The organism is Acetivibrio clariflavus DSM 19732 (assembly GCF_000237085.1).
Taxonomy (GTDB): Bacteria; Bacillota; Clostridia; order Acetivibrionales; family Acetivibrionaceae; genus Acetivibrio; species Acetivibrio clariflavus.
Window position 1 is genome coordinate 2,444,711 of record NC_016627.1, and the last position, 22,218, is coordinate 2,466,928.

The following is a 22,218-nucleotide window of genomic DNA, read 5'->3' on the forward strand; positions in this document are numbered from 1 at the left end:
TAGTTTTCTACACAATATTTTTCCCCACATAAAATTTCCTTAGTGCCAGGTTTAGATAATTTTTCAGTGATATAGGCAAAAAAAATAGGATATGGCCAATATCCAATTATACATTAGTTTTATGTGTAATTGCATTATATTTCAATATACCCAATTTTGAAAGCGGATTTAAAACATAAATGTAATTTAATTTTCAAAATTTATTACTCTATAACTTAACTCTGGCATCAAACAGTCTTTCATATTCTTCCAAAGCATAGCGGTCTGTCATACACGACAAATAATCGCAGATCACTCTTATTTCATTATTCTTATAACCTTTATAATTATCATCGTTTTCAATATGATTATATTTATACAGCCATTCCGGCGGTAATAACTTCGGATTTTTAATCAATGCTTCAAACATTTCACTTACAACACTTACCGCTTTAGTATCCATAATAACTATGGTCTGAGTATCATAAATATTTTTATATACAAACTTTTTAAACTCGTCAAAAACTTTTTTTGTTTCTTCATTAAATCCAATAACGGATTTTTTCTGCTCTGCCAGTCTCTTTACATCATCAAGGGACGATACTTTGAGTTTAATAATATTTTCATGACTATCCTTTGTAAGATTTAAAATAAAATAATGTATCAGCTTTCTTATAAAATAAGTATCGGTATACAAATCACAATGGAGACAAATATCTCCCTTTGTTTTTTCACTGATCATTTCTTTAAGTTCAAGGAAAGCCTCTTTAATATCAGGATTATTTTGTATGTTTTTATAGAGTAATCCTGACTTTACTCCATCTTCAAAGTCATGGCATACATAGGCAATAGTATCCACTATATTAACCACTTGACCTTCCAGATTGCTGCATGGAAGATAGGGATCCAGATTGGTGTATACACCGCTGCGTTCTTCATTATGTTTCAGAATTCCTTCCCGAACTTCCTTCGTCAAATTAAGTCCCCTATAATCTGTAGAGTTTCTGCTCTCCAACAAATCAACAATTCGAACACTTTGTTCATTATGATAAAATCTTCCCATACCTCTGGCTTTCAACTGTTCATCAAAATAACTCTCAACAGCATGTCCAAAGGGAGTATGTCCTAAGTCATGTCCTAATGCAATAGCTTCAGCTAAGTCTTCATTCAAAGCCAAAGATTTTGCTATTCCCCTGGCAAATTGAGATACTTCAAGGGAATGAGTCAGTCTTGTTCGAAAGTGGTCACCTTCATGGTTTACAAAGACCTGGGTTTTATACATTAGCCTTCTGAAAGCTTTGGAATGAATTATTCTGTCTCTGTCTCTCTGAAATGAACTTCTTAGGTCATCACTTTGAAGTTTTTCTTCGTAATCTCTGCTATCGGGAGCAGGAAAAGCAGTAGCATAGGGTGCTAAAATTGTGGCATATGCAGCTTCTATATCATCTTTATACCTGATCGGAAAGAATTTATCAATCATAGCCTTAATCTCCCGGTATTTTTTTATATTATAAATGATATGAGAATTACAATCACAATTTCTATTTCACTAAGATAAAATACCCACTTTGGAAAAATAAAATACTTTGGTGTATTTCAGTAATCAGTTTCAATTACTATAATACACACAAAGCAAATCAATTTCAACCGAAGTTTTATCTAAAAAGGTATTCAATATTTACTCATTGCATAAACCATTTTTTTGATTTCAGCTTGCTGCATGCTGCTTCCAGACCAGTATTCGCTTCTCCCATCGCTTAAATAACCTGTCAATTGTCAGTCCTAATACCGAAATCAAAACTGTACCGGCATATAACTTTGGAATTTGATAATTTACCTGCGCATTCCACACAAGCCATCCCAATCCTCTGCTTGCGCCCATCATTTCAGCCGCAATCAGCATGAAAAATGCAGTTGATGATGCCAATTTGAAACCGTTTAATATATAAGGTGTCGCTCCAGGTAAAACAATTTTTATAAGCATCTTAAACTTTCCCAACCCCATTGCTCTCCCTGCTTTAATCAGTAAAGGATCCAACTCTTTAACCCCTGTAGTGGTATTAAAAATTACAGGCCACAAGCATACCCAAAAAATCATTGCTATTTTTGAAGCCTCACCTATCCCCAAAATAAGTATAAAAATCGGAAAAAGAGAAAAAGGGTTAAATTGACCTAAAAACTTCAAAACCGGCTCAACAAGCTTTTCAAAGGTTTTAAACCAGCCTCCGAGAAGGAATCCCAAGGGAATGCCTATAATAATGGCAAGGACAAATCCAATAACAGATCTGAAAAGGCTTATTCCCACATGAGAAATCAGGTTTCCTTCAGTAATAAGTTTTATATAGTACAAAAAAATTTCCGACGGTGGAGATACAAAGGTGCTTTTTAAAAAACCAAGTCTGGGACCTAGTTCCCATACAGTGAAAAACAATATGACAGAAAGACTATCCAAAAATTTATCCTTTATCTTTTCAAAAATACTCTTTTTACTGTCAGTCATAATCCCACTCCTGACCACTTATTTTTTTATATACTTGCCTCCTCTTTCCAAGTTATAATACAGCTTTCAATGTTTTTTATTAAGTAATTGAACAGATAGCTCAATATTGCTATTGTAACTGCTCCCAGATAAATTCTGGGTACAATGTTATTCTGACTGGAATTGTTTATAAACCATCCCAAACCTGCACTTGAACCCAACATCTCAGCTGCTATAATCATCAAAAAGCCTCTTGATGCTCCAACACTCAGTCCGGAAAAAATAGGTCTGGCGGCACCCGGTAAAATCACATCTTTAAAAATTATGAATTTGTTAGCTCCTATTGATTTTGCACTTTTTATAAGCAATGGGTCTACATTTTTGACTCCCAAGGTTGTCATAGAAAGTATTGGCCATATGCAGGACCAGTAAATTATGAAAAACTTGGACAGTTCTTTTGTTCCAAAAAACAGAATAAAAAGGGGAAAAAGCGAAAAGGCATTTATCTGTCCAAAAAGCTGGAACAAAGGATTTAAAAATTTATTTGCTCTTGGAAACCAGCCGCCCAAAAGAATTCCTAATGGAACTGCGGTCAGTATGGCAGCAAAATAGCCAAGCAAAACTCTTTGAACACTGGTGGATATATGTATTAGCAATTCAACAGGAATTCTTGCAGCAGCCTCTATTATCATTGAAGGTGTAGATATAAACTGGGTATCTATTAAGTTAAATACCGGTGCCAACTGCCAGAAAATCAGAATCACAGCAAAACCGTAAAAGCCAACCAGCTTTTTGTTCAACCTGTTTAGCTTGTATTTCATCAATTCATCACCGCCGCTTTATAATTATCTAAGTCTGAATTTTTCATTCTTCTCCATTTGAACAATCTTTCCTTCCTGAATTATCAATGTTACCGACCCATAGCTTATACTGTTGAGCAGTTCGACCAGCCTTTTAAACTGCACATCCGAAATAGGTTTTTTGTCAATTTCAATTAACTTTTCCGACATACTTATCCCTCCATTTTAAATATATTTAAGTAAACTTAGGGGTATCCATCCCCTTCGTTTTTCTATCTTTTACTTCGTTTAAAAAAGTAGAACAAAAAAGGTCATATCCTGAATGAATATGACCTCCAGTTTTCTGGTAAGCAAAAATGATTCTTTATTAACTTTGTAACCTTCTCAAAACAGTTTTTAGTATTCCTATAGGATTTGTTTTGTTTTACTATAATATACATCCTAAAATATATAATGTCAATATTCTTTTTGAATAAATCATCCATTGACAAATCTTACTGGAAATCGTCCAATACTACAGAATATATATCCTCTGTTAAGTGTAACCCACCATCATACCCTACATAGGACTTACTTAATACCATATGATCGCATATAGGTGTAGCAACCGACAAATGATATCCCTTAATGTCTTTTGACACAACTCTCTCCCAGCCACTTCCCAGTATCAACGGTCTGCTTCGGAATTTAATCTTTCGAAGCTCTTCTTCCACAAAACCGCCGTCATTTGTAAATACAGTTTCTGCGACAATATTGTCGGTAAAATTTTCAAACTCAGCTGCTACAGAGTTTTGATACTCTATAGGAGTTCCATCGGTTATAAACTGTTTTTCCGGAATCAGACCCAAATCATTTGTTAAGAACCTGGAAATCCCCAAGGCATAAATGCTATCGGCAATTGTTACAAATCTCCTCGGCAATAGTCTTGTTTCCAGTATATTATCGGCTGCCCGTTCAAGATAGTAATAATATCTCTCCTCCTGCCTTTGGATGATCTCTTCGACTACTGAAGAGGATATGCCGGAGAACTCAGCCACTGTTCTTAGAAACCTTGCTGTCTCTGTGGGGCCTATCGGCAGGGCCGGATAATGCAAATACGGAGTACCGAATTTTTCTTCAAGTTTTTTTACATTTTTAAGTCCTACCCATGGCGATATGAGCAGATTAAACTGGGCTTTAGGTACTTTATTCAGCGCTTCTATTCCGCCATCATAGCCGAAAATAACGTTCGGTTTTAATCCGATGGATGAAATAAGTCCCTTTAGCTGCTCTATATCTCCCGACCAGAATGTGTTTTGATAAGGAACGACCGACCATATATTTACAAGCCCTTTTTCAACTTCCTTTGCAGGCTTTAAATATTGATCTATAATGGCATCAATGACCAGTTCATGCCCCTCAAGATTGCTGCCTTTAAACCCGCCGGATTCTATATAAACTATGGGCTTTCCCTGCCTTTGGAACTTTCTTGTTATTTCACCTACATCATCTCCCACAATATCAGAGGTACATCCTGTCATTACTACAAACAGATCTCCATCAATAACATTAAAAGTATTACTTATAACCTCACGCAAGCGGTTACTTCCACCAAAAACAACCTCTTGCTCCGAAGCATTTGTGCATGGTATTGCATGCCCCCCGACATATCCTGAGCCCTGGCATCCGTTTTGCATACCCAAAGTAGTCCATAGCTTTGCTCCGCAACCAGGCCCTGCGTGTATTATAGGTACAGCCCTCTTTATAGCCAATACCGATTCAAAGGCTCCCAACATGCATACATGTCTTATTTGCTCAACTACTTGCGGCATTTTTCTTCAACTCCTCATCATTCAAGAATATGAATGGTTCCTGTTCAAACCACCAATCGGTATAGGGAAGCTTAATTCTTTTGGATAGATTACGGGCAAAACTGTTATTGGTAAGTATATCTATAATGCGGTATCCGAAATCTATAGTTCCCTTATATCCAAAGGCACTGTATTCATCACTTACCATTATGGTTGGGATACCCATTTTTGTAGCCCAGACAGATAATCCCGGGTGTCTTCCAATGTATATATCCGGTTTTAATTTATTCAGCAAATTCAATACTTCATGGTTTTGCTGGTCACTGACACTTGCGGGTATATCCCTTTCTTTTTTTGCAAGCTCCATCGTACAATGAGGTAAACCGCCATGGTCATGCTGGGGATCGAAATGCCATGCCATTCCCCATACAACCTCCATGCCAAAATCCTCTAAAAGCCTTATATAATTATGGGAAAAACTTGGCCCCATGCCGACAACTACTCTTTTTCCCTTAAGCTTTGATTTTATTTCATCCAGCTCAGGTTTGATCAGTATTTTCTGCTTAGCAATGTAATCTTCTACTTCCTTTTCCTTTCCTAAAACTTTTCCCAGGTTTCTCAGCCAGTTATCAATACCGGAAATTCCATGGGGCTGAAGGGTTGTTACATAAGGTACTCCAAATTTTTGCTCCAACCCATTGCCAAAGTATCCCCCTAAAGTGCCACAAATACTGATTGTTGCCCCAGCCTCCGACATTCTTGAAATTTGATCTATAGTGCTATAGGGGATACCAAACTGGGGTACAAGGCCAAGTTCTGCAAACATTTCCTTAACATATTCCCTGGCACTGGCAGTAAAGTTAATTACATTTACCATTTCAGGGCGTTTTTTCTCCGGCGGCTTAACTATACGTGTAAGCAGAGCATGAAATACTGCATCAAAACCCGTTGCCCAAATCTGTGACCTGAACCCCTCACAAAATACAGGCACAACAGGTATTCCCAAGTCTTCTTCCTCTTCCCGTAAAATACTTTCCACGTTATCACCGATTATCCCGGAAGCACAGGATGTAGTAACAAAAATCGCTTTAGGATTAAATCTCCTGTATGCTTCACGAATACCTTCCTTAAGTAACTTCCCTCCTCCAAATACTGTCGCTGACTCGGTCATGTTTGTATTTATTATGCGAACATTTCTTTTTTCCCAATTTCTTATATTCTGTCCCCATCTAAAACCGGTGTTTGCACCGATAACATCGGCAGCACAACCTATAGGTGCATGATTTACTACTGCTGCATCAAGTATTGTAGACAAATGCCCCTGAGCACAACCCGAACTGCAATTTGCAGCCTGGCTGAATTCTCTCCTGGCATTTTTCAAACAACCTGACTGAGATTTATTGGCCAGATCCTTTATACTTCCCTGATACCCAACAACCGACTTCAATCTTTTTTCTCTGATTACTGCTTCTGAACGTCTTAAATTAATTGCCATTTTTACTCCTCCTTCCAGAACCTATTAATTCCCTAAGCATCCAGTATTCCGTACTCCATAAGAATCTCTTCCAGCCTTTCCTGCTTCATTGGTTTTGGAATGACAAACATATCATTTTCATCTACTGCAGTTGCCAATCCCCTATAAACATCAGCCTGAGGGTGAGACGGATCAAATTCAATAACGGTTTTTTTATTTATTTCCGCCCTCTGAACCACATTATCTCTCGGAACAAAATATATCAACTGGCTTCCGAGTTCTTTCGCAAAGGCTTCCAAAAGCTCTTTTTCTCCATCTACCTTCCTGCTGTTGCAAATTATGCCGCCAAGCCTGGTTCCTCCGGAAGTAGCATACTTCTGAATACCTTTGCAGATATTATTTGCCGCATACAACGCCATCATTTCTCCGCTGGCAACAATATATATTTCCTGTGCTTTGCCTTCCCTTATCGGCATTGCAAAACCGCCACAAACAACATCGCCCAAAACATCATAAAAAACATAATCCAGATCTTCTGTATACGCACCTAATGTCTCCAACATATTTATGGAAGTAATAATCCCTCTTCCGGCACATCCAACCCCAGGTTCAGGCCCACCGGATTCTACGCATATTATCCCAAATGCTCCTCTCCTTGATATGGTCTCAAGACCCACTTCCTCTCCTTCTTCTCTTATGGTGTCCAAAACACTTCTTTGGGCAAGACCGCCTAATATAAGTCTTGTTGAGTCTGCTTTCGGATCGCAGCCAACTATCATTACCTTTTTACCTTTTTCACCTAATCCTGCTGTTAAATTTTGTGTTGTAGTAGATTTTCCAATTCCACCTTTTCCATAAATAGCTATCTGTCTCATTTTGCATTACCTCGATTCCTTTCTGAATTTATTAAAATAAATGGAGACAAAACTTTCATCATGCAATGAAAAATTTTGTCTCCATTTACTGGTCAACATTGTTTTATTAAATTCATTCAAAAGTTACTTTAAACTCGTCATTTAAATAAATTATAGGTTTTGAGCCATAAAAATTGCACAGTTTATATTTTGAAATGGGTTTAATCAATTAAAGTGGTGAAAATTATTAAAAAGGTAAAATCAGTTTGCTCAAATGGTAAATCGGAGAAATTGAATCACAATACAAGCCTTTAGCTTTCAATGCAAATAATAGTAGAAAATATATTCCTTTAAATAACTTATTATGATAATTATACCATTAATTACTAGAATGTCAATAGGAATTGTATGATATTTAATCACAATATTTTTCAAATTCATGAGTTATTATATCTGAAGGCTTGAATTTACCTTCCGGGATAACTTTATTTTCTTCAAGTTGCTTGAGCCATGGTTCAATTTCACTTTCAATAATTTTGCCATCCTCAGCATAATAATGATTTCCTGTAACCGGCACTCCGATAGCTTTTGAGGTCCATTGGGCAGTCTCTTCAGGATGCTCATTGCACCATTTTTGCCCCTTTTTGATTGCCCTTATAAAGCGTACTACAGCATCGGGATTTTTTTCTATAAAGCTTCGGGTGAAGTAATAATAAGTCACACCTGCCGCAGAACCCAACCCCGTATCTCCTGAGTCAGCTATCTTTCGCATTCCTGCATCATCCATTCCTTTATAAAAGGGAGGATGTACTGCACCAACATCTGTCAAACCTTGTTTTAGAGCCTGTATAGCTTGTATATCAGGCATTGTAACCCATTCTATCTTATCTTTGGGTATACCATATTTGTCAAACAAGGCATTTGTGAGAAAGTCTGTGCAAGTATTTGTCGTTATTATTGAAAACTTTAGCTTACCGGGGATTTTTTCCAAATCCTTAATAGTATGTACATCAGGATACTTTTTAGGGTTTACATACCACCACATATGTAAGAACTTTTCATCCACTTCCGGGCCCGGATCTATTATTCCTCTTACGACTCCTACCAGGTCAGCTCCTCCATTGTTTGCCACCAATAATGTATTAGGATGTGCAGAAGCCACATCGTTATCTCCATTTATTATTGAAGGTATTTGCTGATTTGCCTGGATTTCCCCGGTAAAAACAAGCTTTATGCCCTCTTCTTTAAAATAGCCCAACATGTCAGTTATAAGCCAGGGTGCCAACGAACAGTCCTTTCTGGTCCAAGTCCTTATCTCAATTAAGTTTTCATCTTCTTCACTGCTTGAGTTAACCTTTATTCCTATGCCGGGCATCATCTGTGATGGTGTTAAAACTTGAGTCCTCCCCTTATGCGCACCAATGGAAGTTCCTACTACTATCAAAAGTGATATAAATCCCAAAACAATCGGTTTAGCCTTCCTTCGTTTTTCTCCCATTTCAAATTCCCCTTTCGAAACAAACTAGAAAAACTTTATAATAAAGTTCATAAGTATCACACTCATTTTTCTGTAATAATCCATTAAAAGCTTCAGGATATTAAACCTATCGCTTTTTTTTATTTTTCTTTTTTCATTTCGTTGGAAAAAGATATAAAAAAGAGGCTCCATCAATGTAACATTGACAGTCGCCTCTAGAATACTAGTCGGACCTTTTATTCTGATAAGTTTCTTCTAACTGATATTATTATCCCATTAACTTAATTTTACGGTTATATTTTACAAAATTAACCCTACCTTATCAATAGGATTAGTATGCTTTTTATTAAAATTTTTTCTAACTTCATCTGCCGTTCAATTCCGGAATCAGCGGTTCGTATATTTTCTTCATAAATTCTTTATCCGATATATCTGACCTAAGGATGTTCTGACTTCTTTGCTGACTTACGTATATATATACATTATCTTTTGCATATTTTACTCCCGGCATCCACATAAAATATTCAGCTTTATTTAAGATTGAGTCAAAGTCACCCTTAAAATATCCTTTTTCAATCAAAGTCCTGTAAGCTTCATGTTGATTCTCATCCACCCACACTGCAGCCTTCAGCCAGGCTATTGAAGTCTTAAAGGCAATTTTGCGATTGTTTTTTATAAATTTATCATCAAGACCTATAAAGCTTTCATAAAAATGTTTATAGGATTTGCCATTGTTTTCTTTGTTTGAGCTGCTGTACAATATCTTTTCTCCGGAATTTAAAGCTCTTTTTGAAGGATCGGGATGTTCCAGTATACTTATAGCATCAATCTCATTCCTTTGCAAAAGCTTCTTCAGATTTTCTTCATCCTCGACTATCCATTTTACACTCTGATCTATTTTTTCAGCTTTCAGTAAATCCGAGGTTACCACCATTGAGCCATTTCCAGGCTTTGTCACTCCAATTGATTTGTCTTTCAAATCTCTCAACGTGTCTATACCGGAGCTCTCCTTCGTGATAATTTGTGTGCATCCCCCATGCAACCCTGCCACAATCTTTATCTCTGCGCCACTGTCAACCGCTGCAAACACTCTGTAATCAACAGTTGCCCCTTGAATCTCCCCATTCTTAATTCCTGCTACTATTCCATCAAAGTCATGCTTTACAAGCTCTATATCAACACCTTCCTTTTTAAAAAAATCCATCTCATAGGCTGTTAAAAGAGGTGCTTCTTCAATATTCCCCTGATATGCGATTTTCACAACAGTATTATTCGGGTCATCGGTACATCCGCCAATTAAAATCAAGGCAATTATAAGTATCAAAAAAACTAACTTTCTATTGTAAATAATCAAATCTATCACCTCAAATTTCACTATTTGAGTAGTGGACTTTTACTCTCCCTGTGAACTTTTTTTCCAATGCCTGCATAACCCCATCAATTAAAACTCCAAGCAAGGCAATCACCAAAGCACCGCCATAAATATTTAATATCTGATAATTCTCCTCGCTGTTTTTTATAAGCCATCCCAGCCCTGAACTGGCGCCCATCATCTCGGCTGCTACAAGCATGAATACAGAATATCCCGCACTTATTCGAATCCCGGTAAAAATAGATGTAAGAGAGGCAGGAAAAACAACTTTTAAGAATATGGCAATCTTACCCAATCCAAAGCTTCTTGCTGCCTTTAAAAGAGTTTCATTGACATTTTGTATTCCTGTAATTGTATTTGTAACAATGGGCCACAAACAAACCCACATTATAATAATAATTTTTGGCTCTTCTCCAATGCCAAGAAATAGAATCAATATATGAAACATTACAAAGGGATTTACCTGCGAAAATATTGCCATAAGCCATTCCAGCGACTTTTGAACCGTTCTGAACCAGCCGCCCAGTAAAAGTCCCATAGGTATTCCTGCAATTACAGCTAAAGCAAATCCAATCCCTGCTCTTTTCAAACTTATGACTAAATGCTTTGTAAAAGTGCCACCCAAAAACATATCCCATATATTTTTAACCACATCAGAAAATGCAGGAACCAGTACAGGATTTAATATTTCTGTACGACTCATAAATTCCCATAGTCCAAATAACAGAATTATGGAAAATATCTTACAGGCAAATTTAAGTTTACTCTTCATATAAATTCCCTTCCTGCATGTTTTATAAAACCATCTTACAATTCAAACCGCCTTATCCTTATAAACCATCTGTCTGAGTTCGCAAAAAGCGTATTGCTGCTGAAATTTTTATGCGTTAACTATATCACTAGAAACCGCCTGAACCCTTATAAAGTTCCAGATGGTCATGGGATTCTATGCTTTTTGAGTAAAAATCAGCCTTTATTATCTGTTTGGCACCAAAACCGAGAATTACAATCAGCATAAAAATAATAAATAAAACTTCGGAAGTATCAAATCTTTTACGGATTCTAACTTCTGAATAAAAGTCCCCGGCTGTTTTCCAAAAGAATAACCTTTCATAGGCATAACCTAAAAACCATTTTATAAACACTCCTAAAGCAATAATAAGAACCGCCGATGAATATATCCATACAATCCTGTAATTCATGCCTGCTGTATGCACAAGCCATCCCAGCCCTGCACTGGTTCCTATCATTTCCGCTGCAACTACCATGAAAAACGAAATTTCAACTCCTGTACGAAGTCCTGCAAAAACCCATGGCCCCACTGAAGGCAGCAGTATTTTTGAAAGTCTTTGAAAAGGCGATGCATTAAGGGCTTTAGCTGACTTTTCCAACAGTGGATCCACTGTTTTGACTCCGGCTATAACATTAAAAAGCACCGGCCATATACATACCCAGGTTATCATTGAAATTTTAGCCAACTCTCCTACTCCGAAAAATAAAATGAATATTGGACTTAATGAAAACGGATTTGCCTGGGATAAAAGTCGGAGCATCGGATTGAGAATTTCTATAAGAGAAGGATGGATTTTGGAGAGAATAATACCTAAAGGTATCGCAATAACACAGCCGGCAATAATTCCTACCAAAACCCTCCAAAGGGTTACCATTATATGCATTGTAATATCTCCGTCAGTAAAAAGTTTAAAAAGCTCAATAATAACCGTTGAAAACGACGGAACAAATTGATTGTCTGCCCAGCCGAGTCTTGGCCCTATCTCCCAGAGCACAAAAAATACAATAATTCCCGAGGATTTTACTAAAATACTTCCAAGAGGATAATTAAATCTGTTATTTCTCTCCAAATATACCACCCCCCTATATTTTAAAAGGCTTGAACAATAAAATGTTCAAGCCTCTAGATTTCTAGTAAACTCTTTTACAGCAATACAACCCAGCAATCTATTATTTATAAATCATTATATATACCAATTGGAACCTTGACTTAAGTTCACTTCATAAATTCCATATAAATATATCCTTTCAGACTTTTAATTTTTTCGGCTCATTATTAAATGAATATAAAACTGCTTCCCCTTCCGATATATAGAATACCTCGAAGATCGGATTGTCCGGGGTTTTATAAATGTTCGCAAGGTTTTGTGAGATTTCAAAAGCTTTTTTCTTAACTTCAATATTGTCTTCAAATACCGCTTTACCGGCTAACCTTATCCATCTACCGTCTTTATCTGTAGCACTGACTTCAAAGTTCGGATTAGCTTTAAGTTGTCGGTAAACTGCCTTTTGATTATTTGTAACAAAATAAATTTTCCCTTCATGCTCAATAGCTATTCCGAAAGGTCGCACCCTTGGTTTATCACCATCAACCGTTGCAATATAAAACGTCTTCACATTTGAAAGAAATTCAACAACTTCACTCATATGTATCTTTTCCTCCTTAAAATTTTGATCTATTATAATTATAAGCTTTTTCGGCGAACTCACCATGTTTCAAATTTATTTACCGTAATAACCAAAAAGACCAAGCAGAAAAGCTCCACTTGGTCTCTAAATCTTTAGTCAACCATATTTATACCTTAGTATTTAAATATGTTTTGTTATATTTATTTTATACCATCAAATTACAATTGTCAATATAAAATCTATATTTATTGTACCCATCCTATAATAATTTTCACCGGGGTTATTTCAAAAAAACTTTATCCAAACAAAAATGGCCCTTTCTTTAATTGGGCCATTTTATATCGATTCCGTACTGTGGGAAATCTCCGGCTATTTTAACTTAACAACTTTATCCTTTTTAATAAATTTATCGGCAATTTTATTAAACTCCTTTTCCAGTGCCCGGTTATATTCCGGAGTTCCAGCCAGTTTTTTAAACTTATTGCTTTTTTTCATTTTGCTATTATATACAATGCCTCTTCCCGAAGCAATATTTTTTCAGCATCCTTTTTTGCCTGTTCCTCATCAGTACCGTTAACCTTCAATTCATCGGTCAGCGCATCATAATCGTCTTTGTATATAACAATTTGCTTGCCCTTCATTAATTCTATCCTGTTTCCCTTTTGGCTTTCAATTCGATTTTTCTCAATCTGACCGTATTTAACCAAATCATTTTTATAATCTCTGCCGCTAAAAACCACATAACAGGTAGAGCTTAACGCTAGCAATCCAATGACTGCAGCCGCTATAATTTTTTTGGACCTCTGAATTCACCACCCCTAACCAAACATATCAAACCTTATTTGACAGACATCTTTATTCGGGAAAATTTACCGCTCGGCATATAATGCATGTCTCGACCTTTAAAACTATATCGCAATATAATTATATCACACATTGATATATATTTGGAAGTTATTTTTTCTATGCAAGATATATTATACCTGTATATAATATTTTATATTTAATTTCTATTAAATCATCGGAGTATACCAGCGGACAAAATCAAAATACTTATTCCACAAATAAGGATTGAATTCGCCCTTTATCCTCTTGCTGTACACCACTGCTTCATTGTAAAAGTACAGTCCCAGATAGGGTACATCCTGATTTATCAACTCTTTCAGTTTTGAATAATAACTCTTTTTAACGTCATCATTTTTCTCCATCGTTATTTTCCTCAAATACTCATCCACTTCCTCGTTTTTATAACCGGATATATTCAGCTGTCCCGATTCGGACGAGTACAGAAAAGATATATCTGGTACCGATGTTATTTGACATCCGATAAACACCATATCAAATCTCTTTCTCTCAATTCTTTTCATCTCTTCGTCCCATTTTAGTTTATTTATTGTCAGCTCTATTCCTATTTCCTTCAATTGGTTCTTTATTTCCTCAGCCACTTTAAGCCTTGTGCTGTTATCCTCATTGACCAGCATTTCCAGCTTAAGTGCTGTATTAACACCGTTAATTCTTTTGTACATTAAGCCGTTGCTTTCCTTCCAGCCGCCGTCTTCCAAAAGTTTTCTAGCTTTTTCTTTATCGGGACTGTAAAAAACGGCATTGGTATCATTGAGCCAGGTATCCGGTATTAACGGCAAATCGGAGGCAACAGCCTCTCCCGGCAATAAATTGCTGATTATTCTTGTCTTGTCAACAGCATATGCAATAGCCTGTCTTACTTCCGGAAGTTTCAAAATTTTATTGGACATATTGAAAGCAATATACTCAAATTCATTGGAAGTATATTTCTTCATGGTTATATCGGTTCTTCCGTTGTATTTCGACCATAAACTTCTGTCAATGGTCAACAAATCAACATCTCCGCCCTGAAACGCGTCTGTTCCGCTTTTTGTCTTGTCATACAAGCGTATCTCAATTTCCTGAATATAAGGAATCTTCAAATCATTGTTATTGTCCTGCTCACCTTTCCACCAATTCTCATTGCTTTTTAACTTGACATACTGACCCGGACTGTATTCCGCAAATTTATAAGGGCCTGTCCCCATCGGAGAGTTGTTTTTAGGCGAAGATGCAAATTCCTCACCTTCAAAATAATGCTTTGGAAGTATAGGAAAAGTCATTAACTCCGCTGTAAAAGAATTCGGATTTTTCAGCACAATTCTGAAAGTCTTTCGGTCAATGGCCGAAAACATGGTTATATTGCTGACATTCGGTTTGTATGAACTGTTGGGGCTGCTGATGATGGCATTTATCGTAAACTCGACATCCTCTGCCGTAAACGGCATATTGTCGTGCCAAAACACATTTTCCTCAAGATGAAAAGTCCATGTAAGCCCGTCATCGGAGACTTCCCAGCTCTTAGCAAGAGTGGGGACAGCTTTCTGACTTCTGTCAAGGGTTACAAGGCTTTCAAACACAAAAGCCGAATAATCCCTTACATATTTATTGTTTGTAAGAATAGGATTCAACGTATCGGGATTTGTGGAATACAGCTTAAGCACTCCTCCCCTTACGGGTCCTATGTCAATTACATCGTCCTCACTGTCTAAAAAATTGTATTCATTATCCTTAGAATCGTCATTCTCACCGAGATTCAAATAGGAACAAGAAGTAAACAATATGCTTATACAAACAGCCAGAATAAGAAACAGTTTTTTAGTCCTCAATTTCTTTCGCTCCCTTTAAGGATTTTTTAACTGCATAATTGCTGTAAGCGTTCCTGTCTTCCCATTATCTCCTCTATGGGAAAAGAAAACGTCATTATTGCACTTGGTACATATACCTGAAATCAAAATCTTGTTTTCCTGTAAGCCTTCCGATTTTAGTACCTGCCTGATTACCGACTGAAGATCTATATACCATTTATCTCCTACCTTCTTACAAAAAGCTTGGCACCAGTCAAAGGCATTTACAAATTCCGCATATACCTCTTCCCCCACCTCAAAGCAGCATTGACCGATGGAGGGGCCTATGGCGGCTTCAATGTCCCGGGGATCGCATCCAAACTCCTTCTCCATCTTGACAACCGCTTCCCTTGATATGTTTTTCAGGGTACCGCGCCAGCCGGAATGGACTAATGCTATAACCCTTTTTACGGGATCAAACAAAAACACCGGTACACAATCGGCATAAAAAGTTACCAGAGCAACCTCAGGGCAATCGGTCATCAAACCGTCAACCCCAATTATATCGCTTTCCCTGTGTATGCCTTTGCCCCTGTCCATATCCGAAACAATCCGTATTTTGCTGTCATGGACCTGGTTCGAAAGGACCATGTTTAAAGTGTCAATTCCTAAAGCTTTGGCCACTCTTCTGTAATTTTCCTCGACATTTTCCCTTTTATCCTTTTTATTAAAGGCCATGTTAAGGGATTCATACTCCCCTTCACTTACTCCTCCCCGCCGGGTTGTAAAGCAGTGAACAAGGATATCGGAATATTTATTTAAATTATTGAATTGGATGAATTCAACGCCGTTTTTCTCAATATATGTTATATTTTGATTTGACTGAAATCTTTCCTTCAAAGTCTGTTCCTCCTTAAATGCCTATCGTTTGGAATGTAAGTTTACCTAAAGCAAAAGAAAAATAAGTTGTAATCTTATTGGAAACAATCTCATTAAAAAAATATTATCACACATTATTCCTATTCACAAGATTGGCAGTGGTATTCGCATAATTTCCCATGCACCCTTCGGTTATTTGAAAATATATTTTTAAGTGCTATAATCTAAAAGGGACTTTAGCACTGGGAATTTTTTTGTAACCCTGTCCGGCTGATTTCTTGAAAAAACAAAAAAAGATTTAAATCCGTAGGAAATTATGCCGCAGTACTTATTTTAAAAGAGGTGATGCATGTGAAATTGCTGTTTTTCGTATTAAACAAGGTGGAAAAACTGGATGACCTCCTTACTGCCTTCGTAAACAACGATATCAAAGGCGCAACGGTAATCGACAGCATTGGTATGGCAAGACTTTTAAGTACCAAACATGATGACGATGAAATATCGTTCTTAAGCTCATTAAGGGCTTTCTTGAATCCCGAAAGGGAAAAAAGCAATATTATTTTAACAGTAATACAGGATTCACAGTTAGAGACTGCCGTGTCCGTCATCGAATCGGTGGTGGGAGATCTCTCCTCAAAGGATACGGGTGTGGTCTTCAGTGTTCCTGTAGACTTTGCAAAGGGGTTAATGTAAGTTGGATAGTGAAATTATTATTGAAGTGGTTTTAATGATCTTTTTAAGTATTTTGTTCGGCAGAATAGCCAAACTTTTAAAGATGCCGAATGTAACAGGGTATCTCATTGCGGGTTTGATTTTAGGTCCGTCAATTTTAAACGTAATACCGACTTCCATGGTAAGCGGCTTTAAAGTTGTATCGGACATAGCGCTTGCATTTATAGCTTTTTCAATAGGTAGTGAATTCAGCCTTTCCTACTTCAGAAAAGTGGGGATAGCTCCCATTATCATTGCAATTACGGAGTCTTTCGGTGCTATTATTTTTGTCAGCATAACACTTATCCTCATAGGCTTTGACCTAAAGCTTTCACTGCTGCTTGGAGCAATTGCTGCGGCTACAGCACCGGCACAGACAATAATGGTAATTAATCAGTACAAGGCAAAGGGGTCCCTGACTTCTATGCTAATGAGCGTTGTGGCCATAGATGATGCCGTTGCGCTTATAGCTTTCGGATTTACGGTAGCCATAGTAAAATTAATGGATTCTGCATTAGATACCAGTATAGTTTTATCCATATTAAGTCCGATATATGAGTTAATTATTTCCCTTGTCATAGGTGCTGCAATAGGCATTCTTATGAAATTGGTTTTCCGGTGGTTTAAAAAGCCGTCCAATGTTCTTTGCATCACCATCGGCTTTGTTTTATTTTCCTACTGGGCTGCAGAATACATACACGGCTCTCCTCTGCTGGCATGTATGGCACTGGGCGGAATGCTTACAAACATTTATTCCGACATTGACAAATTAATGAAAATCTCAGAGGGCTTTACTCCACCCATATTTATGATATTCTTTGCCATTTCCGGTGCCGGTTTTGAATTGTCTGCCCTTCCGAAAATCGGTATTATCGGGCTTGTGTATGTTATTATGAGAATACTTGGAAAAATCTTGGGTTCCTGGTTTGGAGGAAGGGTTACAAAACAGGAGGACAAGATATGCAAATACCTCGGTCCAACGCTTATGCCGCAGGCCGGTGTTGCCCTCGGTTTGATAGTCGTTGCAGAAAGTCTCTTACCGAAATATGCTCCGCAGATTAGGGCTGTAATTCTCTGTTCAACCTTCATCTACTCACTCATCGGTCCTGCCTGTGCAAAATTCGCCCTGGAGAAGGCCGGAGAAATTGTAATTCCTCCGAAGCAGCATGCTTCTATAAATTGCTGATTAAAGAAAAAGGAGCTTTAGATAGCTCCTTTTCTATTTCTATTTTAAATTTTTTTCATATTTCATTTATCCATCATTTCCAATATACTCCCTGATAATTTTTTCCGACAGCTTTCTTTTTTCTTCCTTGAGCTCAGTTATAATTGACCTTAAGAGAAGTTTTTCATCATAGCCAAGGTCAACAATACACAATCCGTAAATATAATTTCCATCCTGTCCGCTTTTTCTTATTATCCGGGCTTTCAATTCAACAATGCGTCCGTCATATTCAAGCCCCATTTTAACCAAATCATTCACCGAAAGTTCCGCATCAGTGGTGACCATGAACCCCCTCAGGCTCATATTCTTAATAACACCTTCAAATACCTGCTCTGAATCCAAAGGTGAAATACTCACCTTGAAAAAAGCAGGATATCTGGTTGAAAAACGCCTGTTTATTACAGAAAACGTCTTTTTTACCCTAAGCAGCAGCGCACCTGACTCTTCCAGCCTTTTTAAAATATTGCAGTAAGCAGCAAAAATAGTGTTATCGTTTTCATATTTCAGCAGAATCTCTTCCCCGGGTACTACATCTAAACCCGTTTGCTCGTCAATTATTTTTATATCAATTTTTTCCTCATCCTTATAGAGGATCAGGGCAGTACCCATATATTCTTCAAACATATTGGATACGGTAACGATATCTCCTTTTTTAAAAATCATATACACCCCTGCTTCTTATATATTCTTTATAATCCCATTCTTTTTTCATAACATTAATGTACCGCTGCATAATTTATCCTCTCTATAATTATTTTATCATTTTCCTGACCATCCGTCCATTTTTTAAGGAAAACTCCTTTACAAAGAAAAAACATCCATCCGTCTGCAAACTTGTTTATACACCTATTTTTTAATACTTGCTTTTGTGATAAAATCAAAATTGTCTGCATAGAAAAAGAGGGAGGATAAGAATATGTCTGATAACTCACAAGTTTTAAAAATATCGGGAGAACGACTTGAAGTTGAAATTGCCCGCCCCGGCACTTTTTACAGCGGTTCACGCTTTGACTGGACCGGTTTTATAACCGGAGTGCTGTTAGACGGAAAACATACTTTTTGCGCACCGGAGTCATTAATTCCCGGTGAAGGGTCCGGAGGCTTCGGATTTTGCAACGAGTTTGGAATACACACTCCCATTGGTTACGATGAGGCAAAACCGGGGGAAAAGTTTCACAAAATCGGCACCGGTTTATTGACAAGACCCGATGAGTCCGATTATTTCTTTTTCGACAAATACGAAGTTACTCCTTTTCCGATAAAAATTGACTGCGCTTCCGACCAAATAACTTTCGATGTTGAACCCGTTGAATGCAAGAGCTATGCGGTTCACATGACCAAAACCGTATGTGTTAACAAAAACCGGATGATAATTAAATACATACTTAAAAACGTGGGCTTTAAAACCATTCATACCGAAGAATACTGCCACAACTTCATTTCGATAGACAATAACCCGACATGCTCCGACTATGTACTTAAATTCCCCTATTCTGCCGAAGCCGAAGAAACTCCCCAAGTTCTCACGGTTAAAGGCAATGAAATAACCTGGAACACACAGCCCCAAAACGATTTCTACATAGTTCCGGGAGGTTTTAAACCGGTAGAAAATCATACATGGGAACTTGTTCACAAGCCATCAGGAGTGGGCGTGAGGGAAATCAGCAATTTCCCTGTACAAAAGGTGGCTGTTTGGGGAAAAGGCCATGTCATAAGTCCCGAAGTCTTTATCGAGGTTCATATTGAGCCAGGTCAAACCCAAAGCTGGGAGAGAATTTATGAATTCTTTACAATATAATTTTTAATTTAAAAGGAATTTAAAAAGGCTGATGCAAATTGATTTTGCGCCAGCCTTTTTCATTATATTAACCTTAAACATTTTCTATCCCTTGTTGGCAATCTTAGCCCAGGTGTCCTTCAATGTTACTGTCCTGTTGAACACCGGTGCTCCCGGCTTTGAATCCACGCTGTCAACACAGAAATAACCGAGTCTCAAAAACTGGAACATATCTCCCGGTTTCGCATCTTTCAGTCCCGGTTCCATCTTACAGTTTTTAAGCACTTCCAGTGACTTTGGATTAAGCTGTTCGAGGAAATCCACGTTTTCATCAGCCCCGGGATTAGGATCGGTAAACAGATAGTCATACAGCCTTACTTCAGCTTCAAAAGCATGCTGCGCCGATACCCAGTGAATAGTGCCCTTAACCTTTCTTCCGTCAGAACTGCTTCCGCCCCTTGAATCCGGGTCATAGGAGCAGTGTACTTCAATTATTTCACCGGTCTTTTCATCCTTTACAACACTCTCACATTTAATGATATAGGCACCCTTTAGCCTTACTTCCTGGCCAGGAGCCAAACGGAAGTATTTCTTCGGCGGATTTTCGCAAAAATCATCCTGTTCTATATAAATAACACGGGAAAAAGGTACTTTACGTGTACCTGCATTTGGATCTTCCGGATTGTTGGGCACTTCAAATTCTTCCACTCTGCCTTCCTCATAATTGTCAATAACTACCTTCAGCGGACGTAAAACAGCCATAACCCTTGTAGCCTTTAAGTTAAGCTCTTCTCTTATGCAATGCTCAAGCAATGCAATATCAACAGTACTGTTGCTCTTTGCAACTCCTATGCGGGCACAGAACTCCCTTATGGACTCAGGAGTATATCCGCGCCTTCTAAGCCCCGATATGGTCGGCATTCTGGGGTCATCCCAACCGCTTACATGTCCTTCTTTAACAAGCTGCAGAAGCTTTCTCTTGCTCATTACGGTATAAGTCAGGTTCAATCTTGCAAATTCAACTTGTCTTGACTTGCATTTAACATCCAAGGTCTCCAATATCCAGTTGTACAACGGCCTATGGTCTTCAAACTCAAGGGTACATATGGAGTGAGTGATGTTTTCAATGGAGTCGGACAACGGATGGGCAAAATCGTACATGGGGTATATACACCACTTGTCTCCCGTCCTGTGATGTCTGACTTTCATTATTCTATATAAAACAGGGTCACGCATATTTAAATTGGGAGAAGCCATGTCAATCTTTGCTCTCAATACCCTTGACCCCTCTTCAAATTCTCCGTTTTTCATCCTTTCAAACAAGTCCAGATTTTCTTCCACAGACCTGTTTCTATAGGGACTTTCCTTACCCGGTTCAGTAAGTGTTCCCCTGTATTCGCGAATCTGATCGGCACTTAAGTCACAAACATATGCCTTGCCCATTTTTATGAGCTGTACCGCATATTCATAAAGCTGGTCAAAGTAGTCGGATGCGTAATAAAGCCTGTCATCCCAGTCAAATCCCAGCCATTTAACGTCATTTTTTATAGATTCTACATATTCATCCTCTTCCTTGCTGGGATTGGTATCATCAAACCTCAAATTGCACAATCCTTTATTTTGAGCGGCTATACCGAAATTCAGGCATATAGACTTGGCATGGCCTATATGCAAATAACCGTTGGGTTCGGGCGGGAATCTTGTATGCACAGCGCCTTCAAATCTGCCGCTTTTCATATCTTCATCAATAATATCCTGTATAAAGTTGGAATAAACAACTTTATTCTCTTCATCACTGCTTTTTTCAACATCATTTACCTTATTTTCGTCCATCTGACTTCCTCCTTGTATATATCAGGTAAAATCTATATTTAAGGCAAAATTGTTCTATTTTTTGAAAACCCAGAGTTTATAACCGAAATAGTTAATAAACTGAGATATCACTATTGTAGGAAGCTGAGCAATATTCTCATTAATTCCCATATTCTCCACAAAATACGTCAGTCCAAGGGTTGTTGCCCCAAGAGATACCAGGTTCACCGTAAGAAACTGCAGCATTTCTTTTGTCGTCTTCCTGGCATTTCCGCCTTTACTTTCAAAGGTCCATAACTTGTTCATAATATAGCTGTTGGTTACACCGCCAGCAAAACCTATTACCCAACTGATCTTGTAATAAAGATGGAATACATTGTTGCACAAAGTATTCAGAGCAATGGTTACTAAGGTATTAATAACACCTACAATTGCAAATCTTATAAAACTTTTGTATTTTACAAGCAATTCCTTAACCCTGGACACCAACCCATTCTCCACCAAAAAGCCCCCCAGATAAGATATTGTCAATAATCCA

21 protein-coding genes are annotated in these 22,218 nt (G+C 37.7%); 3 read left to right on the top strand and 18 right to left on the bottom strand.

The genetic code is table 11. The features are described 5' to 3' along the window. Nucleotides 1-208 precede the first annotated feature (208 nt). The 15 genes from dgt to pgeF all read right to left on the bottom strand — a co-directional run bounded on the left by dgt (nt 209) and on the right by pgeF (nt 16,176). On the bottom strand, nt 209-1,459 hold the full coding sequence (gene dgt, locus CLOCL_RS10390) for a dGTP triphosphohydrolase (RefSeq protein ID WP_014255307.1): 1,251 nt from the start codon (nt 1,457-1,459) through the stop codon (nt 209-211). 228 nt (nt 1,460-1,687) lie between these two features. Further along, a complete protein-coding gene (locus CLOCL_RS10395; protein WP_014255308.1) occupies nt 1,688-2,479 on the bottom strand; it encodes an ABC transporter permease in 792 nt (263 codons plus the stop codon). A 26-nt stretch (nt 2,480-2,505) separates the two neighbouring features. Beyond that, nucleotides 2,506-3,279, bottom strand: coding sequence for an ABC transporter permease (locus CLOCL_RS10400; protein WP_014255309.1), 774 nt, complete (start codon nt 3,277-3,279; stop codon nt 2,506-2,508). Nucleotides 3,280-3,303: 24 nt separating this feature from the next. Beyond that, nucleotides 3,304-3,468, bottom strand: a complete 165-nt coding sequence (locus CLOCL_RS21595) for a YezD family protein (RefSeq protein ID WP_014255310.1) — start codon at nt 3,466-3,468, stop codon at nt 3,304-3,306. A gap of 284 nt (nt 3,469-3,752) precedes the next feature. After that, nucleotides 3,753-5,069, bottom strand: coding sequence for a nitrogenase component 1 (locus tag CLOCL_RS10405; protein ID WP_014255311.1), 1,317 nt, complete (start codon nt 5,067-5,069; stop codon nt 3,753-3,755). After that, the gene (locus CLOCL_RS10410; protein WP_014255312.1) at nt 5,053-6,543 is read right to left on the bottom strand and encodes a nitrogenase component 1; all 1,491 of its coding nucleotides are present in this window, start codon (nt 6,541-6,543) and stop codon (nt 5,053-5,055) included. The genes CLOCL_RS10405 and CLOCL_RS10410 overlap by 17 nt, the downstream gene beginning before the upstream one ends. Before the next feature lie 32 nt (nt 6,544-6,575). Beyond that, a complete protein-coding gene (gene nifH / locus CLOCL_RS10415) occupies nt 6,576-7,397 on the bottom strand; it encodes a nitrogenase iron protein (RefSeq protein WP_014255313.1) in 822 nt (273 codons plus the stop codon). A 394-nt stretch (nt 7,398-7,791) separates the two neighbouring features. Then, nucleotides 7,792-8,874 carry an ABC transporter substrate-binding protein gene (locus tag CLOCL_RS10420; RefSeq protein WP_014255314.1) on the bottom strand — a complete coding sequence of 361 codons (1,083 nt, stop codon included), beginning with the start codon at nt 8,872-8,874 and terminating at the stop codon, nt 7,792-7,794. 343 nt (nt 8,875-9,217) lie between these two features. After that, the gene (locus tag CLOCL_RS10425) at nt 9,218-10,207 is read right to left on the bottom strand and encodes an ABC transporter substrate-binding protein (protein WP_014255315.1); all 990 of its coding nucleotides are present in this window, start codon (nt 10,205-10,207) and stop codon (nt 9,218-9,220) included. A 10-nt stretch (nt 10,208-10,217) separates the two neighbouring features. Next, entirely contained in the window at nt 10,218-10,997 is a 780-nt protein-coding gene (locus tag CLOCL_RS10430) for an ABC transporter permease (protein ID WP_014255316.1), read from the bottom strand. Nucleotides 10,998-11,124: 127 nt separating this feature from the next. Next, entirely contained in the window at nt 11,125-12,087 is a 963-nt protein-coding gene (locus CLOCL_RS10435) for an ABC transporter permease (protein WP_014255317.1), read from the bottom strand. Between the two features lie 178 nt (nt 12,088-12,265). Then, the gene (locus tag CLOCL_RS10440) at nt 12,266-12,664 is read right to left on the bottom strand and encodes a pyridoxamine 5'-phosphate oxidase family protein (RefSeq protein WP_014255318.1); all 399 of its coding nucleotides are present in this window, start codon (nt 12,662-12,664) and stop codon (nt 12,266-12,268) included. 473 nt (nt 12,665-13,137) lie between these two features. Then, nucleotides 13,138-13,413: a hypothetical protein gene (locus CLOCL_RS10445; protein WP_014255320.1), complete on the bottom strand. Its 276-nt coding sequence runs from the start codon at nt 13,411-13,413 to the stop codon at nt 13,138-13,140. A gap of 246 nt (nt 13,414-13,659) precedes the next feature. Beyond that, nucleotides 13,660-15,318, bottom strand: a complete 1,659-nt coding sequence (locus CLOCL_RS10450) for a peptide ABC transporter substrate-binding protein (RefSeq protein WP_014255321.1) — start codon at nt 15,316-15,318, stop codon at nt 13,660-13,662. Nucleotides 15,319-15,333: 15 nt separating this feature from the next. Beyond that, nucleotides 15,334-16,176: a peptidoglycan editing factor PgeF gene (pgeF, locus tag CLOCL_RS10455; RefSeq protein WP_014255322.1), complete on the bottom strand. Its 843-nt coding sequence runs from the start codon at nt 16,174-16,176 to the stop codon at nt 15,334-15,336. Between the two features lie 330 nt (nt 16,177-16,506). Between pgeF and CLOCL_RS10460 the strand changes: the two genes are divergently transcribed. Further along, nucleotides 16,507-16,848: a hypothetical protein gene (locus CLOCL_RS10460; protein ID WP_014255323.1), complete on the top strand. Its 342-nt coding sequence runs from the start codon at nt 16,507-16,509 to the stop codon at nt 16,846-16,848. Between the two features lies 1 nt (nt 16,849). Further along, nucleotides 16,850-18,052 (top strand): cation:proton antiporter, encoded by a 1,203-nt coding sequence (locus CLOCL_RS10465; protein WP_014255324.1) that lies wholly within the window; start codon nt 16,850-16,852, stop codon nt 18,050-18,052. A gap of 66 nt (nt 18,053-18,118) precedes the next feature. Here CLOCL_RS10465 and CLOCL_RS10470 read toward each other — a convergent pair whose 3' ends face one another. Beyond that, on the bottom strand, nt 18,119-18,754 hold the full coding sequence (locus CLOCL_RS10470) for a PilZ domain-containing protein (RefSeq protein WP_014255325.1): 636 nt from the start codon (nt 18,752-18,754) through the stop codon (nt 18,119-18,121). Nucleotides 18,755-19,007: 253 nt separating this feature from the next. On the opposite strand from CLOCL_RS10470, the gene CLOCL_RS10475 reads away from it, so the two are divergent. Further along, the gene (locus CLOCL_RS10475; protein WP_014255326.1) at nt 19,008-19,889 is read left to right on the top strand and encodes a hypothetical protein; all 882 of its coding nucleotides are present in this window, start codon (nt 19,008-19,010) and stop codon (nt 19,887-19,889) included. Between the two features lie 84 nt (nt 19,890-19,973). Here CLOCL_RS10475 and CLOCL_RS10480 read toward each other — a convergent pair whose 3' ends face one another. Both CLOCL_RS10480 and CLOCL_RS10485 read right to left on the bottom strand, forming a co-directional pair. Next, nucleotides 19,974-21,701 carry a glutamine--tRNA ligase/YqeY domain fusion protein gene (locus CLOCL_RS10480; protein ID WP_014255327.1) on the bottom strand — a complete coding sequence of 576 codons (1,728 nt, stop codon included), beginning with the start codon at nt 21,699-21,701 and terminating at the stop codon, nt 19,974-19,976. A gap of 54 nt (nt 21,702-21,755) precedes the next feature. Further along, on the bottom strand, nt 21,756-22,181 hold the full coding sequence (locus CLOCL_RS10485) for a GtrA family protein (protein WP_014255328.1): 426 nt from the start codon (nt 22,179-22,181) through the stop codon (nt 21,756-21,758). Between the last annotated feature and the right edge of the window lie 37 nt (nt 22,182-22,218).